The following is an 18,959-nucleotide window of genomic DNA, read 5'->3' as shown; positions in this document are numbered from 1 at the left end:
AAACCTTCATCGGACCCTCTGTGCCTTCTTCCGGTGCCACTGGACGGTGTCGAGGAGGCCGTCTTTCAGGGAGCGCGGCGTGAAATCGACAACGCGGTGGAAATTGTCCAGATCGAGTGCCCGTCTGGCCGCGCCCACGGGCTTGTCCGGATCGAATCGGACCCGGTTCTTCGTATGTCCGGCGGCCTCGGCCACCAGATAGGCCAAGTCGCGGATGGAAACCGACTCGGACGTGCCGATGTTGAGGGTTTCGCAGGTGCCCGACCGCACCATGCACAGGATCGCGCGGACGACGTCCTGTACGTGGATGAAGGTGCGCAGCTGGCTGCCGTCGCCCCAGATCTCGATGTCCTGCCCGGCTGCCAGCTTCATCAGCATGTTCGGGATGACGTGGTTGGTCGTGGTGTCGAAATCGTCGCGCGGGCCGTACACATTGGTGAGGCGCGGCGTGTAGATGTTCATTCCGAACTGCTTGCGGTACAGGTCCGCCAGCACCTCCGTGAACATCTTCGACATCCGGTAGCCATTCGGCGAGAACTCCATGTGGCGACGGTGGTCGTCCTCTTCGCGCATGGGTTCCGTGCCGTCGTACGAGTAGATCTCGGCCGAGCTGATCAGCACCACGTCCGGAATCCGGCAGTGGCGGGCCAGGTTGAGCACATTGGAGACGATGCGCATGTTCTCGTCGAGCATCCGGCCCGATTCCTCGAGCAGGAACTGCATATTGCCGTCGAGCGTGGCGCAGTTGATGACCGCGTCGACGCGCGGCACCGCCGCGGCGACGGCCAGCAGCGCGTCGTAGTCGAGGACGTCGATCCGCAGCGCCGTCAGCGAGGGCGAGGCCGGAAGCTCGGCCAGCACCTCCGGCTTCTCCCGGCGGTACACGCACAGCACGTGCGCGCCCCGGCCGACCAGCTCCTCGACCATGTGCGAGCCGATGAACCCCAGTCCCCCGGTGACCAGGACGGTCTTCCCGGCCCAGTAGTCCGCCGCCATATCAGACCCGCTCCGCGTACGCTTCGATCGCGTCGGCGGCGCGGGCCGCCCCGCCGCCCGCACGGACGCTCTCCGACATGGCGGCCACCCGCCGCTGGATCTCGGGGTCCTCGGCCGCGGTGCGCACCGCCGCGCGCAGCGCCTCCGGTGTGACGTCCTGGCGGGCGATCCGCACCCCGAGCCCCAGCTCGGCGATCCGGCGCGCGGTGAAGTCCAGCTCCACCGACTGCGCCACCGCCACCATGGGCGTGCCGGCGGACAGCGACTCCATCGCGCTGCGGATGCCGCCGTGGGTCACGAAGACCCGGGCGTGCTCCAGCACCGCGAGCTGCGGCACCCGCCGGTGCACCTCGACGTTGGGCGGCAGCGGACCGAGGTCCGCGGGGTCGACGTGGTCGCCGACCGCCATCACCACGTGCCAGGGCTGGTCGGCGAACGCCTCACGGCACGCCCGGTAGAAGTCCGGGCGTTCGTTGAACAGCGTGCCCAGCGCGACCAGCAGCACCGGCGCGCCGCTGTCCGGCGGGCTCCACGGGGCCCGCTCGGCGGGGTCGGCCAGGCTCGGGCCGACGAACACATAGCTGTCGTCGAAGGTGTCCGCGGCGGGCTGGAAATCCCGCCCCACACACACCAGATTGAGCCCTTCGGACGCGGCGAGGAAATCCTCGGGACCGGGCGCGGACAGCCCGTGACCGGCCCGGAACTCACCCAGTTGCGCACCGAATTCCAGCAGCGCCGGATGCTGCGGGTCGACCGGCGGGAATTCCTCCGCCACCGCCTGAAGGACCGAGAAGTGCTCGTTCGAGGCGAGCAGCGGAATGAACTGCGCGGCCCGCCGCTGCCATTTCTCGGCGAGCGCCCGCCCGGCGAAGTTCAGGAGCGTGTCGTACACCACCAGATCGGGCAGATCGGCGGCGAGTTCCCGCTCCGCGGCGTTCGCGACCGCGATGTTCTCGCGGAGGATCTGAAGCGGTCCCTTCGCCATATCCTCGGCCGTCATGTCGGCCGGAACGCTCCGGTTCGCGGGCCAGACCGAGGCGTACTCCACGGTCCTGGCACCGGCCGCCCCCAGCGGCTCGACGAATGGGGACGCCGTGACACAGGTGATCCGATGCCCCCTGCCGACCAGGTCGGCAACCATCGGGAGAAGGGGATTCACATGTCCCTGATAGGGAGCGACGAAGAACGCTATGTGCTTCTTCAAAGGTGTGACTCCAGTTCGTAATTCGTCGGCTCAGCCTATTTCTTCGAGCCACTTGTCGACAACGCTCGCAGTGTTCTCCGCGTGCTGTTCCACAATGGTGAAGTGGTCGCCCGGCACTTCCCGTGCCGTATGAGTCAGTTTCCACTCGACATTGAGCATGCGAGCGTCTTCCGGAGCCCCGGAGGGGGCCGGTACCGGCTCCGTTGCGCGCACCAGCAGCGTGGGGGTTTTGATGGGCTCGGGCTGCCACTGGCCCAGAATGCGGTGATAGCCGCCCATGGCCGTCAGCCGGGTGTCGTTCATGATGCCGCCGCCCAATTTCTCCTCGCGGTCGAACACCACGCCCAGCGCCGACACCGCGACCTCGAGGTTGGTCTCGTCGTCCTCCGGCCAGGGCACGTCCAGCAGCACCAGGGCGGCGGGCGGGGTGCCGAGGCTCTCCAGGTGCTCGGTGACGGCGTGCGCGATGTGCCCGCCCGCCGAGTGCCCCAGGAGCACGAACGGCTCGTCCCCGGCGGCGCGCCGCAGCGACTGCGCGTGCAGCTCGGCCAGGGCGTGCATGTCGGCCGGGACGTTCTCCCCGTGCAGGAAGCCCGGCTGGGGCAGTACCGTCACGTCCCTGTGGCCCCGGAAGTGTTCCGCGAAGCGCGTGTACTGCTGCGGGCCCGCCGTCGCCACCACGGCCGGGAGGCAGAACAGCCCCGGCCGCGCGTCTCCCACGGCCATCCGGACCGGCTCGGGCAGGTGCTCGGCCGCCGAGGCGGCGTCGAAGGCGTCCCGGAAGTTCGAGGCCGCCATGATCAGGTCGTTGCCCGCGGTGAACTTCCCGGTGGCGTACGCCTGCCGGAACATCGCCTCGATGCCACCGGCCCCGGACGCCTCGGACTCGCCGGGCCGGCTCAGCTCCCGCTGGAGATGGGCGACCGCGGCGGTCGGCTTGGTGTGCTCGAAGAGGAACGCGGTCGGCAGCCGCAGCCCGGTCGCCGCACTGAGCCGGTTGCGCAGGTCCACCGACATCAGCGAGTTGAACCCCTGCTCGAAGAAGCCGCGGTGCAGGTCCACGGTCCCGGGCTCGGCGTGCCCGAGGACCGCGGCCGTCTCGGCGCGCACCAGGTCGGAGAGCACCCCGATCTGCTCGGCGTGCCCGAGCCCGGCCAGCCGCCGCACCAGCGCCGGTTCATCCGTGGCACCGGCCGACGCGGCGGCGGTCCGCCGGGCCGGGCGGCCGCGCGTCACCGTACGGACGGCCGCGTGCTCGGCGGCCCCGGCGCCACCGGGCAGCGCCTCGGAGCCGCCGGGCAGTGCCTCGGGGTCCAGCCGCGTCAGGGTGAGTTCGTCCACCGATGCCACGGCCGCACCGGTCGCGTCGGCCAGCGCCACCGAGAACGTGTCCGGCTCCCCGGCACCGCTGATCCGCACCCGCAGCACCGAGGCGCCGGACGCGTGCAGCGCGACCCCGCGCCAGGAGGACGGGAGCCACAGCGGCCCGGTGCCGTCCTCGCCGGTGCCCACGACGTGACGCGCCGCGTCCAGGGCGGCGTCGAACAGCGCGGGGTGCAGGCCGTAGCGAGCCGCCTCCGCCTGCTCCTCCTCGGCCAGGCCCACTTCGGCGAACACCTCGCCGTCGACGCCCTTCCACAGGCCGTCCAGCGCGTCGGTGTCCACCGCGACCGCCCCCGCGGGCGGCCAGGCCACCAGGTCCCAGTCCGCCGCCGCACCGTCGCCCGCGGCGGCCAGCACACCCGTGGCGTGGCAGGTCCACGGGGCGTCGGACGCCTCGTCCTCGGGCCGTGCGTGAACGCCGAAGGTACGGCGGCCCGCCGCGTCCGGCTCCGCCACGCTCACCCTGAGCTGGACGCCGCCCCGAGCTGGCAGCACCAGCGGGGTACGGAGGGTCAGCTCCTCCAGCACCTCGCACCCGACCTCGTCCCCGGCCCGTACGGCCAGCTCCACGAAGGCCGTTCCGGGCAGCAGCGCGGTGGTGTGCTCCTCCGCCGCGGCGAGCCAGGAGTGTCCCTGCGCGGACAGCCGACCGGTGAACACGATCCCGTCCGTGTCCGGCAGCTCCACCGCCGCGCCCAGGAGGGGGTGTTCGGCCGGGAGCAGGCCCGCCGAGGCCATGTCCCCGGTGGCGGCGGCGTCGAACTTCAGCCAGTAGCGGCGGCGCTGGAAGGCGTACGTGGGCAGGTCCACCCGGGAGGCGCCCGTGTCCGCGAACGCCCGCGTCCAGTCGACGTCCACGCCCTGGACCCACAGCTCGGCCAGCGAGGTCAGGAACCGGTCGAGGCCGCCGTCGTCCCGGCGCAGCGTGCCCGCCACCACCGGGGTGGCCGTGCGCGCGGCGCCCTCCAGCACCTCCTGCACGCTCACGGTCAGCACCGGGTGCGAGCTGACCTCGACGAACGCCCCGTACTCCTGCTCGGCCAGCGTCTCGACGGCGGACTGGAAGCGCACCGTCTGCCGCAGGTTCCGGTACCAGTACCCGGCGTCCAGCTTCGTCGTGTCCAGCCACTCATTGGTCACCGTCGAGAAGAACGGCACCTCGCTGGTCTGCGGTCGCACGGACGCCAGCACCCGGGCCAGCTCTTCTTCGATCAGCTCGACGTGTGAGGTGTGGGAGGCGTAGTCCACGGCGATACGACGGATACGAACTTCCGCGGCCTCGCACTCGGCCACCAGCCCGTCCAGCGCCTCCGGCTCACCAGCCACCACGACCGAGGTCGGACCGTTGAGCGCGGCCACCTCCAGCCGACCCGCCCACCGCGTCAGCCTCGTCTCCACCTCGGCCAACGGCAGCGCGACCGACGCCATCCCGCCACGACCTGCCAAACCACCGGCGATGGCCTGCGACCGCAACGCCACCACCCGCGCACCATCCTCCAACGACAGCGCACCGGAGACGCACGCGGCGGCAATCTCACCCTGCGAATGCCCCACCACGGCCGCGGGCTCGATGCCGTACGAACGCCACAGCGCCGCCAAAGACACCATCACCGCCCACGACACCGGCTGCACCACATCAACCCGCTCCAACGACGGCGCACCCGGCGCCTGCCGCACCACATCCAGCAGACTCCAGTCCACGAACCCGGAAAGCGCCGCAGCACACTCCGCCATCCGCTCCGCGAACACCGGCGAAGCATCCAGCAACTCCACCGCCATCCCCGACCACTGCGAACCCTGGCCCGGGAAGACGAACACCACCCGGTCATCCGCCCCGGCGGCAGCACCCGTCACCAGCCCAGGAGCCTCCTCGCCCCGGGCCAGTGCGCCCAGCCCGGCGACCAGCTGCTCACGCGACCCCGCGCTCACCACCGCACGGTTCTCGAACACCGCACGCCCGGACGCCAACGACCAGCCCACGTCCACCGGCGACAACTCCGCGTCGGCCTCGACATGGGCCAGCAGCCGCGCCGCCTGGCCGCGCAGCGCCTCGGCGCCACGGCCCGACACCACCCACGGCACCGCCACGGGCGCGCCGTCGGCCTTCTGCACCGGCTCCGGTTCGGGAGCCTGCTCCAGGATGATGTGCGCGTTCGTCCCGCTCACGCCGAACGACGACACACCCGCACGCCGCGGACGCCCCTCGACCACGGGCCACTCCCGGGCCTCCGTCAGCAGCTCCACCGCGCCCGCGTCCCAGTCCACCTTCGAGGACGGCTCGTCCACGTGCAGGGTCCGCGGCAGCACACCGTGGCGCAGGGCCAGCACCATCTTGATGACACCGGCCACGCCCGCGGCGGCCTGGGTGTGGCCGATGGTGGACTTCAGCGCGCCCAGCCACAGCGGCTGTCCTTCGGCCCGCCCCTGCCCATACGTGGCGATCAGCGCCTGCGCCTCGATCGGGTCGCCCAGCGTCGTCCCCGTGCCGTGCGCCTCCACCGCGTCCACGTCGGTCGCCGTGATGCGCGCGTTGGCGAGCGCGGCCCGGATGACCCGCTCCTGCGAGGGCCCGTTCGGCGCCGTCAGACCGTTGGACGCACCGTCCTGGTTGACCGCGGAACCACGCACCACCGCAAGCACCGGGTGGCCGTTGCGGCGGGCGTCGGACAGCCGCTCCAGCAGCACCATGCCCGCGCCCTCGCCGAAGGCCATGCCGTCCGCGGCGTCCGAGAACGCGCGGCTGCGGCCGTCGGGAGCCAGGCCGCGCTGGCGGCTGAACTCCACCAGCAGCCCGGGGGTGGCCATGACGGTCGCGCCACCGGCCAGGGCGAGGGTGCATTCGCCGTTGCGCAGCGCCTGGGCCGCCAGGTGCAGGGTCACCAGGGACGACGAGCACGCCGTGTCCACCGAGACCGCGGGGCCCTCCAGGCCGAAGGTGTACGAGAGGCGGCCGGATACGACGCTGGCCGCGATGCCGGTGGCCAGGTAGCCCTCGGACTCCTCGGGGGCACGCTGGAGCAGGGCGCTGTAGTCCTGGCCGTTCGTCCCCGCGAAGACACCGGTCGTGGTGCCGCGCAGCGAGACCGGGTCGATGCCCGCCCGCTCGATCGCCTCCCACGCGGTTTCGAGCAGCAGCCGCTGCTGCGGGTCCATGGAGACGGCTTCGCGCGGGGCGATCCCGAAGAAGGTGGGGTCGAAGTCGGCGACGTCCGGGAGGAAGGACCCTTCGCGCACATAGCTCTTGCCGCTGCGCTCGGGATCCGGGTCGAAGAGGCCGTCGATGTCCCATCCCCGGTCCGCCGGGTACGGGACGGCCGTCTCGTCGCCGGAGGCCAGCAGGCGCCACAGCTCCTCGGGGGAGGAGGCACCGCCGGGCAGGCGGCAGCCCATGCCGACGATGACGATCGGGTCGTCGTCGGCCGCGGTCGGGGCCACCGCCGGGACCCGCTCGGCGACCGCTGCCTCGTCCGCCGCGCCGAGGAGTTCGGTACGCAGGTGGCGGGCGAGTGCGGTGGGCGTGGCGTAGTTGAAGACGAGGGTGGCGGGGAGCGCGAGTCCGGTGGCGGCGGCGAGCTGGTTGCGCAGCTCGATACCGGTCAGCGAGTCGAACCCGACCTCCCTGAAGGGCTGGTGGGGGTCGACGGCCTTGCCCGAGGCGTACCCCAGCACCTTGGCGGCGCTGTCGCGCACCAGGTCGAGCAGGTGCTTGTGGCGGTCCGCCGGGGGCAGTCCGGTCAGCCGCCGGGCCAGGGTGACCCGGTCCGTCGCCGCGGCCCCGGTGTCGTCCCGGGTGACGGCGCGCCGGGTGGTGTGCGGCACCAGGTCGCGCAGCACGGCCGGGATGAATCCGCTGCGGCGCAGCCCGGGCAGGTCCAGCCGGATGGGGACGAGGGTGGGCCGCCCGGAGGTGAGGCCCATGTCGAGCAGCTCCAGGCCCTGTTCGGCGGAGAACGGCAGGATGCCCTCCCGCGCCACCCGGGCCAGGTCGACGTCCCTCAGCCGTCCGCCCATGCCGCCCAGCTCGGGTCCCCACAGTCCCCAGGCCAGGGACGTCGCGGGCAGTCCGTGGGCGTGCCGGTACCGGGCCAGGGAGTCCAGGAAGCCGTTGGCCGCCGCGTAGTTGCCCTGTCCGCCGCCGCCGAACGGGGAGGCGGCCGACGAGAAGAGGATGAACGCACGCAGGTCGAGCCCGGCGGTCAGCTCGTGCAGATGCCACGCCGCGTCGACCTTGGGCCGCAGCACCGCATGCCACTGCTCCGGGTCGAGCGTGGTCACCAGGCCGTCTCCGACGATGCCCGCCGCGTGGACGACGGCAGTGAGCCGCTCGCCGAGGGACGCGACGATGTCGGCCATGGCGGCGCGGTCGGCCACGTCGGCGGCCACCATCCGTACGGAGAGGCCCAGCGACGCCAGTTCGGCGGCCCACGCGTCGTCCTGCCCGGAGCGGGACACCAGCACCACTTCGGTCACGCCGTGCGCCTCGGCGAGGTGACGGGTCACCAGTCGCCCGAGGCCCCCGGTGGCGCCGGTCACCAGCGCCACGCCACCGGCCAGGCCCAGGTCGGCGGTGCCTGGGGCGATCTCCGAGCGCCGCAGCCGGGCCACGTACGTGCGGCCGTCACGGACGGCGACCCACGGCTCCTCCGCACCGGCCGCGAGCCCCCTGCGCAGGGTCTCGGTGTCGACCCGGTCGGCCTCCAGGAGGGCGAACCGGCCCGGGTTCTCCGCCTGGGCGGAGCGCAGCAGCCCCCGTACGGGGTCGGCCACCAGCTCGGATTCCGTACCGGCGGGGTCCGCGCCCGTCACCACGACGAGCCGGGACGACGCGGTCCTCGGGTCCGCGAGCCACCCCTGAAGCACTTCGAGCATCCGCTGCCCGACGGTGTGCACCCGCTCGGGCAACGGGCTGCCGGGGTCGCCGCTGCCGGGCTCGTACACGACGACCGGCGGCATCGCCCCGTCGCCGGACATGACCTCGTCGTACGGGCCCCAGTCGTCGAGTGCGACCGCCGGGCCGCCCGCGACCTCGACCCAGTCCACCTGGTACATCGACTCGTGGGTGAACGACCGTGCCGCGGTGGACAGTTCGTCCGCCGACACCGTGCGCAGGCCCACCGCGCCGATGTCGAGCACCGGGGCTCCCGCGTCGTCGACGGCGCTGATCGCCACCGTGTCCTCGCCCGTCGGGGTCAGGCACACGCGCAGCGACCGCGCGCCCGTGGCGTGCGCCCGTACGGCCGACCACGTGTGCGCCAGCAGCCGTTCCCCGCCGTCCGTGGAGCCGGTGGCCGGGGAGAGGACGAGGCCGAGCCGCGCCATCAGGTGCAGCGCCGCCTCCAGCACGGCCGGGTGTACGCCGTACCGGTCGGCGTTGCCGTCGCCCTCCGCGGACTCCGGCAGCCCGACCTCGGCGTAGACGCGCCCCTGGGCCGCCCACGCGGCCCGGACACCGGCCACCTGCGGCACGGGCGTCTCGACCGCGCCTTGCGGGGGCCACGCGGTGAGGTCCGGGGCCGCCCGGTCGGCGTCTCGCCCGTCGTCCCACGTGGCGAGGGTGCCCGCGGCGTGTTCGCTCCAGCCGTCCTGTTCGGTGCCGGTGCCGGTCGTGGTGCGGGAGTGGAGCCGTACGGAGCGGCGGCCCCGGTCGTCGGGCGCGCCCACCGTGAGCTGGACGACCGTGCTGCCGGTGGCGGGGACGGCGAGCGGCGCGGACACGGTCAGCTCCTGGACCACCGGTGTCCACACCTGCTCACCGACGTGGGTGAGCATGTCCACCAGCGCCGAGCCGGGAAGCACCACCACGTCGTCGATGCGGTGGTCCGCCAGCCACGGCTGGGTCGTGAGCGAGAGCCGCGTCGTGTAGATGAGACCGCCCTGCACCGCGGACTCGACCGCCGCGCCGAGCAGGGGGTGTTCGGCGGCCAGCAGGCCCACGGAGGTGACGTCGCCGCTGGTCGCGGCGGTGTTCTCCAGCCAGAAGCGGCGGCGCTGGAAGGCGTACGTCGGCAGCTCCACCCGGGACATCCCGGTGTCCGCGAAGGCGGGCTTCCAGTCCACGTCCACGCCGTGCACCCACAGCTCGGCCAGCGAGGTCAGGAACCGGTCGAGACCGCCGTCCTCGCGCCGCAGGGTGCTCACCGCCACGGGGGCGGCCCGCTCGGGGCTCTCCAGCGTCTCCAGGATGCCCATGGCCAGGACGGGGTGGGGGCTGACCTCGACGAACGTGCCGTACCCGCGCTCGCCCAGCGCCTCCACGGTGGATTGGAAGCGCACCGGCCGGCGCAGGTTCCGGTACCAGTACCCGGCGTCCAGCTCGGCGGTGTCCAGCGGACCGGCCGTCACCGTGGAGTAGAACGGCACCTGCGAGGCCCGCAGCTCCACACCGGCCAGGATCTCCGCCAACTCGCCTTCCAGCGACTCGACATGGGCCGAGTGCGCGGAGAAGTCCACCCCGGGGACGTTCCACCGCATCACCCCCGCCTTCGCCAGCACAGTCCCCAGCTCCCGCAGCGCGTCCGCGTCGCCGGAGACCACGACGGCGTTCGGGCCGTTCACCGCGGCGACCGAGAGCCGGTCGCCGAACGGCTCGATCCGCTCGCGCACCCACTCCTCCGACGCCACGATCGACAGCATCCCGCCCCGGCCGGACAGGCTCCGCTCGATGGCCTGCGCCCGCAGCGCCACCACCCGTGCGCCGTCCTCCAGCGCCAGCGCGCCGGAGACGCAGGCGGCGGCGATCTCGCCCTGCGAGTGGCCCACGACGGCCGACGGCTCGACCCCGTACGAGCGCCACAGCGCCGCGAGGGACACCATCACCGCCCACGTCACCGGCTGGAGCACATCGACGCGCTCCAGCGGCGGCGCCCCCGGCGCCTGGCGCACGACGTCCAGCAGGTCCCAGTCCACGAACGCGGTCAGCGCCCGGCCGCACTCCGCCATCCGGTCGGCGAACACCGGTGCGGCATCGAGCAGTTCCACCGCCATGCCCGCCCAGTGCGAGCCCTGGCCCGGGAACACGAACACCACCCGGCCGTCGCCGCCGGCCGCGCCCGGACCGGCCACCACGCCCGGGGCGTCCTCACCGCGCGCCAACGCGCTCAGCCCGGCGACCAGTTGTTCCCGCGAGCCGCCCGTCACCACCGCGCGGTTCTCCAGCACCGCCCGGCCCGACGCCAGCGACCAGCCCACGTCCACCGGTGACAGCTGCGGGTCCTCCTCGACCCGGGCCAGCAGCCGTGCCACCTGCTCCCGCAGGGCGTCGGCGCCACGGCCCGACACCACCCACGGCACCGCCACCGGTTCGACGACGGCCACCGGCCCGGCCGTGTCCACCGTCTCCACCGGCTCCGGCTCGGGCGCCCGCTCCAGGATGACGTGGACGTTCGTCCCGCTCACCCCGAACGACGACACACCCGCACGGCGCGGACGGCCGTCGAACTCCGGCCACTCCTGCTCCTCGGCGAGCACCCTGACCGCGCCCGCCGACCAGTCCACCTGCGTCGACGGCTCACCCACGTGCAGGGTGCGCGGCAGCACACCGTGGCGCAGCGCCAGCACCATCTTGATCACACCGGCCACACCGGCGGCCGCCTGCGTGTGCCCGATGTTGGACTTCAGCGACCCCAGCCACAGCGGCCGGTCCGCCGGGCGTCCCTGCCCGTACGTGGCGATCAGCGCCTGCGCCTCGATCGGGTCGCCCAGCGCCGTCCCCGTACCGTGCGCCTCCACCGCACCCACGTCCGCCGCCGACACGCGGGCGTTCGCCAGCGCCTGGCGGATCACCCGCTGCTGCGACGGGCCGTTCGGCGCCGTCAGACCGTTGGACGCACCGTCCTGGTTCACCGCCGAACCGCGGATCAGCGCCAGCACCTCGTGGCCGTTGCGGCGCGCGTCCGACAGCCGCTCCAGCAGCAGCATCCCGGCGCCCTCGCCCCAGCCGGTGCCGTCCGCGCCGTCCGCGAACGCCTTGCAGCGGCCGTCGGGCGACAGGACGTTCTGACGGCTGAACTCCACGAACGCGCCGGGGGTCGTCATGATGCTCACCCCGCCCGCGAGGGCGAGCGAGCACTCGTCGCTACGGAGCGCCTGGACGGCCATGTGCAGGGTCACCAGCGACGACGAGCACGCCGTGTCCACGGTGACCGCGGGTCCCTCCAGGCCGAGGGAGTACGAGATGCGGCCCGAGAGCACCGCCCCGGAGCTGCCCGTGCCCAGGTAGCCCTCCAGCTCCTCGGGGATCTCCCGCAGCATGCGGCCGTAGTCGTGGCCGTTCGTGCCCGCGAACACACCGGTACGGCTCCCCTTGAGCGAAAGGGGGTCGTAGCCCGCGCGCTCCAGCGCCTCCCACGCCGTTTCCAGCAGCATCCGGTGCTGCGGGTCCATCGCGAGGGCCTCGCGCGGGGAAATGCCGAAGAAGGCCGCGTCGAAATCGGTGACGCCCTCGACGAACGCCCCCTCCCGCACATAGGACTTGCCGTGCCGGGTGTGGTCCGGGTCGTACAGGTCATCCGCCCAGCCGCGGTCCGTGGGGAATCCGGACACGGCATCGGTGCCGGAGGCCAGCAGGGACCACAGCTCCGCGGGGGTCTTCACCCCGCCGGGAAACCGGCACCCCATGCCGACGATGGCGATCGGCTCCCGGGCCGCCGCGGTGATCTGCTGGTTCTCCTTCCGGAGACGTTCTGTCTCCTTCAGGGAAACACGCAGCGCTTCAAGGATCTTCTCAGGAGACGTACTGCTCATTGCGAACTCCACGCGTGTTCAAGGGGAAAGAATAGTGAGGCGTTCGAACCGGATTCCGGATCCAGGATTCTGCGTTCAGGATTCTGGATTCAGGAATCGACGTTTTCGAATGCCATGCGGAGCAAACTCTCGGCGTCCATCGAGTCGATCGACTCCTCGTCGACCGTCTCCTTTTCGCCCTCGTCTCCTGTATAGGCCGCGGCATTTCCGTAATCGGCCAGCCGCAGCAGAATGTCCATGAGACCCGCATCGCGGAGCCGGGCCAGCGGAATGGTCGCCAGTGCCTCGCGCACCCCCGCGTCCTGGGACTCCGCGTCGGCGTCCTCGCCGCCGCCCGGGAAGAACAGCTCCCGGAGGTTCTCCGCCAGCGCCAGGGGGTTCGGGTAGTCGAACACCAGCGTCGCGGGCAGCGACAGACCGGTGGCGGCCCGCAGCCTGTTGCGCAGCTCGACGGCGGTGAGGGAGTCGAAGCCCAGCTCCTTGAAGGCCCGTTCGGGGGCGATGGCATCGGCGTTGGGGTGCGCCAGCGCCCTGGCCACATGGGTACGGACCAGCTCCAGCAGAACGTGGAGGCGCTCGGCCGGGGAGAGCCCGGTCAGCCGCTCCCGCAGTGCGGTGGCCGAGTCCGCCGCCGCCCCGGGCCCGGCGGGCGCGTTGCCGTCGGCCGCCTCCAGGGCACGGCGCGCCTCGGGGATCTCCCCGATCAGCTGTGCGGGACGGACGGCCGCGAGGCGCGGGGCGTAGAGCTGCCAGTCCATGTGGGCCACCGCGATGCAGCTCTCGTCGCGGTCCAGCACCTGTTCCAGGACGACCAGGGCGTCCTCGGGGTGCATGGCCTCGAACCCGCTCTGCTGGGTCCACTTCTCGCGGGTCTCGCCGGTGGCCAGGCCACCGCCGCCCCAACGGCCCCACGCCACCGACGTGCCCGGCAGACCGAGGGCCCGGCGCTGCTGGACCAGGGCGTCGAGGTACGCGTTCGCCGCCGCGTAGTTGCCCTGCCCCGGAGCACCGACGGTGCCCGCCATCGACGAGAACATCACGAACAACGAAAGCTCGGTGTTGTCCCGCGTCAGCTCGTCCAGGTGGCGCGCCGCTTCCGCCTTGGGCCGCATCACCTCCGCCAGCCTCTCCGGCGACAGCCCTTCCACGACGCCGTCGTCCAGCACCCCGGCCGTGTGCACTACGCCCGTCAGCGGCGGCAGCTCGCCCAGCGAGCCCAGCAGTGCCGTCAGCTCACCCCGATCGGCCACATCACACGCCGCGACCGTCACCCCGACACCGGCCTGCGACAGCTCGGCCTGAAGCTCGACCGCCCCCGACGCGTCCAGACCGCGACGACTGGTCAGCACCAGATGCTCGACGCCACGCCCCGCCAGCCACCGGGCCACATGACCGCCCAGAGCACCCGTACCGCCGGTCACCAGCACGGTCCCGCTGCCCTGCCAGCCCCCATCGGCACTGGCCGCCCCTCCGGCGCGCACCAGCCGCCGTCCGAAGACCCCCGAGGACCGCACCGCCACCTGATCCTCGGCACCCACGCCCGCCAGCACCGCGCACAACCGCTCCCCCGCACGCGCATCCAGCGTTTCCGGCAGATCCACCAGACCACCCCACAGGTCCGGGTGTTCCAGCGCCACTGCCCGGCCGAAGCCCCACACCTGCGTCTGGCCCGCGTCCGTCAGCTGCTCGGTACGTTGCACCATCGCGGCACCGCGGGTGGCGCACCACAGCCGGGCGTCGATGTCGGCGCCGATCAGGGCCTGGGTCAGGCCCAGGGTTCCGACCAGCCCTGCCGATACGCCCCCGCCGACCGGGTGCGGCGACTCGTCCAACGCGAGCAGCGACACCACCCCCGCCAACGGCCCCGTATCCGCAACCTCCGCCACACGGTCGGCCCACTCCTCGCCACCGGCCCCGCCCTCCAGCGTGACGACCTCAGCGCCAGCCCGCGTCAGCGCACCCGACACCGACTCCGCCACGGCGGCAACACCCTCCACCCCGGACGGAACCACCAACAGCCACGCCCCCGACAACCGCGCCGACGACTCCACCGCCACCGGCTGCCACACCACCCGGTACTGCCAACCCTCCAACCGCACCCGCTCCCGACGCCCCCGCCGCCACGACGACAACGCCGACAACACACCACTCAACGACTCCTCCGACGACACCTCCAACGCCGAAGCAACCCCCGCCACATCACCACCCTCAACCAACTCCCAAAAACCAGCCTCCACCCCATCAACCGCACCAGCCCCACCCTCAACCGGAGCCTCCAGCCAGTAACGACGCCGCTGGAAGGCATACGTCGGCAGGTCCACCCGCGATGCGCCGGTGTTCTCGAACGCCCGCGCCCAATCCACCTCCACACCCTGAACCCACACCTCAGCCAGCGAGGTCAGGAACCGGTCCAGCCCGCCGTCATCACGACGCAGCGTGCCCGTGACCACGGCCGAGTCTGCGATGTCCTGCACGCTCATGGTCAGGACGGGGTGCGAGCTGACCTCGATGAACGCCTCGTACTCCTGCTCGGCCAGCGTCTCGACGGCGGTCTGGAAGCGCACGGTCTGCCGCAGGTTCCGGTACCAGTACCCGGCGTCCAACTCCGTCGTGTCCAGCCAGTCCCCCGTCACCGTCGAGAAGAAGGGCACCTGCGAGGTCTGCGGACGCACCTCCGCCAGCACCTTGGCCAACTCGTCCTCGATCAGCTCGACGTGTGAGGTGTGCGAGGCGTAATCCACCGCGATACGACGGATACGGACCTCCGCGGCCTCACACTCGGCCACCAGCTCGTCCAGCGCCCCCGGCTCACCGGCGACCACGACCGAGGTCGGGCCGTTGAGCGCGGCCACCTCCAACCGGCCCGCCCATCGCTCCAACCGAGACTCCACCTCGTCCAACGGCAGCGCCACCGACGCCATCCCGCCCCGGCCCGCCAGACCACCGGCGATGGCCTGCGACCGCAACGCCACCACTCGCGCGCCATCCTCCAGCGACAGCGCACCCGCCACACACGCAGCAGCAATCTCGCCCTGCGAGTGCCCCACCACGGCCGCGGGCTCAATGCCGTACGAACGCCACAGCGCCGCCAACGACACCATCACCGCCCACGACACCGGCTGCACCACGTCGACCCGGTCCAGCGAGGGCGCGTCCGGCTTCTGCCGCAGCACACCTTCCAGGTCCCAGTCCACGAACCCGGCCAGCGCGGCCGCACACTCCGCGATCCGCTCCGCGAACACCGGGGAGCCATCCAGCAGCCCCTGCGCCATCCCCGCCCACTGCGAACCCTGACCGGGGAAGACGAACACCACCCGCTCGCCAGCCCCCGCGGCAGCGCCCGTCACCAGCCCGGGAGCCTCCTCACCCCGGGCCAGGGCAGCGAGACCGGACGCCAGACCGTCCCGGTCTCCGGCCACCACGACCGCACGGTTCTCCAACACCGCACGCCCGGACGCCAGCGACCAGCCCACATCCACCGGCGACAGCCCGGCATCGCCCTCCACCCGGGCCAGCAACCGCGCCGCCTGACCGCGCAACGCCTCAACGCCGCGGCCCGACACCACCCACGGCACCGCCACCGGCGCGCCGTCGGCCTTCCGTACCGCCTCCGCCTCGGGCGCCTGCTCAAGGATCACGTGCGCGTTCGTCCCGCTCACCCCGAACGACGACACACCCGCACGCCGCGGACGGCCCTCCGCCTCCGGCCACTCGCGGGCCTCCGTCAGCAGCTCCACCGCACCCGCCGACCAGTCGACCTTCGAGGACGGCTCGTCCACATGCAGGGTCTGCGGCAGCACACCGTGCCGCATGGCCTGCACCATCTTGATCACACCGGCCACACCCGCCGCGGCCTGCGCATGCCCGATGTTCGACTTCAGCGAGCCCAACCACAGCGGCTGCCCCTCGCCACGCCCCTGCCCATACGTGGCCAGCAACGCCTGCGCCTCGATCGGGTCGCCCAGCGTCGTCCCCGTACCGTGCGCCTCCACCGCGTCCACGTCCGTCGCCGCCACGCCCGCATTCGCCAGTGCGGCCCGGACCACGCGCTGCTGCGACGGGCCGTTCGGCACCGTCAGACCGCTGCTGGCACCGTCCTGGTTCACGGCCGAGCCACGCACCACCGCAAGCACCGGATGACCGTTGGCCCGCGCGTCCGACAGCCGCTCCAGCAGCAGCATCCCCACGCCCTCGGCCCATCCGGCGCCGTCCGCCGCGTCCGAGAACGACTTGCAGCGGCCGTCCGGCGACAGGGCCCGCTGACGGCTGAACTCCACGTAGATGGTGGGCGAGGACATCACCGTGACCCCACCGGCCAGGGCAAGGGTGCATTCCCCGGAGCGCAGCGAGCGGACCGCCAGGTGCAGCGCGACCAGCGAGGACGAACAGGCGGTGTCCACGGTGATGGCGGGGCCTTCGAAGCCGAAGGTGTAGGAGATCCGCCCGGAGGCGACGCTGCCCGCACTGCCGTTGCCGATGTGTCCTTCGAAGCCATCGGGGGCCGTTCCCAAGCGGGAGGCGTAGTCGTTGTACATCACGCCCGCGAAGACACCGGTCCGGCTGCCCCGCAGCGACCTCGGGTCGACGCTCGCCCGCTCCATCGCCTCCCACGACGTCTCCAGCAGCAGCCGCTGCTGCGGGTCGGTGGCCAGCGCCTCGCGGGGCGACATTCCGAAGAAGTCCGGGTCGAACTCGGCCGCGTCGTAGAGGAAACCGCCCTCCCGGGCGTACGTCTTGCCCTGCCGGTCGGGATCCGGGTCGTACAGGTCCTCCGCGTCCCAGCCACGGTCCAGGGGGAAGTCCGAGACCGCGTCGACGCCGCCCGCGACCAGGTCCCACAGCTCCTCCGGCGACCGCACACCGCCGGGGAAGCGGCAGCCCATCCCCACGATCGCGATGGGCTCGGACTCCTTGGCCTCCAGTTCGTCGAGGCGGCGGCGGGCCTGGCGGAGGTCGGTGGTCGCCAGTTTGAGGTAGGTGCGGAGTTTTTCCTCGTTGGACATGCGATTAGCTCCCCGTAAATGACATGCGAAAGAAAACGGCCGGATTCCGTGGTGGTCGGTTCAGGATTTCCTCAGCTCGTTTTCCAGGGCGCTGAACAGTTCGTCGTCCGAGGCCAGGTCGAGATCGCCGTCTTCGTCGTCGTCCTGCGGTGTCGACGCCCCGCCCGCATCTCCCAGCTTCGCCAGGAACGACTTCATGCGCACCATGATTTCCATGCGCCTGACCTCGTTGGAGGCGATGGCCGTCAGCGCGTTCTCCAGCCGGTCCAGCTCCGCGGCGGCGGTGGCCGCGGCCTGGTCCGCCGCCTCGTCCGCGTCCCCGTCGAGCGGCAGTTCGGCGCGGACGTAGGTGGCGAGCGCGGCGGGGGTGGGGTAGTCGAAGATGAGGGTGACGGGCAGGCGCAGCCCGGTTGCCGCCATCAGCCGGTTACGGAATTCGACCGCCATGAGCGAGTCGAAACCGAGGTCCACGAATCCGCGGCCGGGCTCGACGGTGGACGTCGTGGCGTGGCCGAGCGTGTTCGCGGCGTGGGTCCGCACCAGCTCCAGCAGGGTGCGCTTGCGCTCGGGTTCGTCCAGCCCGGCCAGCTGCCGCTTCAGGGCGGACACACCCTCCGGCCCCGGCCCCGATCCCGTACCCGTACCCGCGGACACGGTGCGGCGGGCGGGCAGGCGCACCAGGCCGCGCATCATGACGGGGATGGCGGCCGGGTCCGCAGGGCGGCTGAGCGCGGCGCGGTCGAACCGGATGGGCAGGAGGGCGGCGTCGTCCAGGTGCTGGGCGGTGTCGAGCAGTTCGAGGGCCTGGCCGGTGGGCAGCGGGATCATGCCGCCGCGTACCAGGCGCCGGATGTCGGTTTCGGTGAGGTCGCCGGTCAGGCCGCTGATCTGGGCCCAGAAGCCCCAGCCCAGGGACACCGCCGGGAGGCCCTGCGCCCGCCGGTGCTGGGCGAGTGCGTCGAGGAAGGCGTTGGCGGCGGCGTAGTTCGCCTGGCCGAGGCTGCCGAAGGTGGCGGACGCGGACGAGAACAGCACGAACGCGGACAGGTCCATCTCCCGCGTCAGCTCGTCCAGGTGGACCGCCGCGTCGAGCTTGGGCCGCAGCACGGTGTCGAGGCGCTCGGGCGTGAGGGACGAGACGATGCCGTCGTCCAGCGTGCCCGCTGCGTGGACCACCGCGGACAGCGGACGCTCGGACGGAATGCCCGCCAGCAGCCCGGCCAGCGCGTCTCGGTCGGCCACGTCGCAGGCCACGACCTGGGGCCGCGCACCGAGTTCTGTCAGCTCCGCGGCCAGGGCGTCCGCGCCCGGAGCCGCGGGGCCACTGCGGCTCACCAGCAGCAGGTGCCGTACGCCGTGCTCCACCACCAGGTGGCGGGCGACCAGCCCGCCCAGGGTGCCGGTGGCGCCGGTCACCAGCACGGTGCCCGTACCGAACGCGGCAGCCGACTGCGCATCGGGTACGGAATCGGAATCAGATACGGGCGCGGGCGCGGATACGCGGGCCAGGCGCGGTACGCGTACCTCGCCCGCCCGCAGCGCCAGCTGCGGTTCGTCCTGCCCCGCCGCCCACGCCAGCGCGCCCGGCAGCGCCTCCCAGGAGACCTCCGCACCGTCGGTGTCCAGCAGGA

General features: G+C 72.5%; 5 protein-coding genes (1 of these 5 cut by a window edge). All 5 read right to left on the bottom strand.

What is annotated here, in order from left to right; genetic code table 11:
* Nucleotides 1–6: 6 nt before the first annotated feature.
* Nucleotides 7–996 carry an NAD(P)-dependent oxidoreductase gene (locus tag HYQ63_RS28845; protein WP_179936775.1) on the bottom strand — a complete coding sequence of 330 codons (990 nt, stop codon included), beginning with the start codon at nucleotides 994–996 and terminating at the stop codon, nucleotides 7–9.
* Between the two features lies 1 nt (nucleotide 997).
* A complete protein-coding gene (locus HYQ63_RS28840; protein WP_179936774.1) occupies nucleotides 998–2,200 on the bottom strand; it encodes a macrolide family glycosyltransferase in 1,203 nt (400 codons plus the stop codon).
* A 30-nt stretch (nucleotides 2,201–2,230) separates the two neighbouring features.
* Nucleotides 2,231–12,325 (bottom strand): type I polyketide synthase, encoded by a 10,095-nt coding sequence (locus tag HYQ63_RS28835; RefSeq protein ID WP_179936773.1) that lies wholly within the window; start codon nucleotides 12,323–12,325, stop codon nucleotides 2,231–2,233.
* Between the two features lie 89 nt (nucleotides 12,326–12,414).
* Nucleotides 12,415–17,328: a type I polyketide synthase gene (locus HYQ63_RS28830; protein ID WP_179936772.1), complete on the bottom strand. Its 4,914-nt coding sequence runs from the start codon at nucleotides 17,326–17,328 to the stop codon at nucleotides 12,415–12,417.
* Between the two features lie 60 nt (nucleotides 17,329–17,388).
* Nucleotides 17,389–18,959, bottom strand: partial view of a type I polyketide synthase gene (locus HYQ63_RS28825; protein WP_179936771.1) — the end only. 4,195 nt of this gene lie beyond the right edge of the window; only the last 1,571 of its 5,766 coding nucleotides appear in the window; its start codon lies beyond the right edge, outside the window — the gene reads right to left on this strand; its stop codon occupies nucleotides 17,389–17,391.

This window comes from Streptomyces sp. Rer75 (genome assembly GCF_013414305.1).
GTDB classification, from domain to species: domain Bacteria; phylum Actinomycetota; class Actinomycetes; order Streptomycetales; family Streptomycetaceae; genus Streptomyces; species Streptomyces himastatinicus.
Note: the sequence above shows the minus strand (reverse complement) of the source record. Positions and strands in the feature narration are given on the sequence as shown.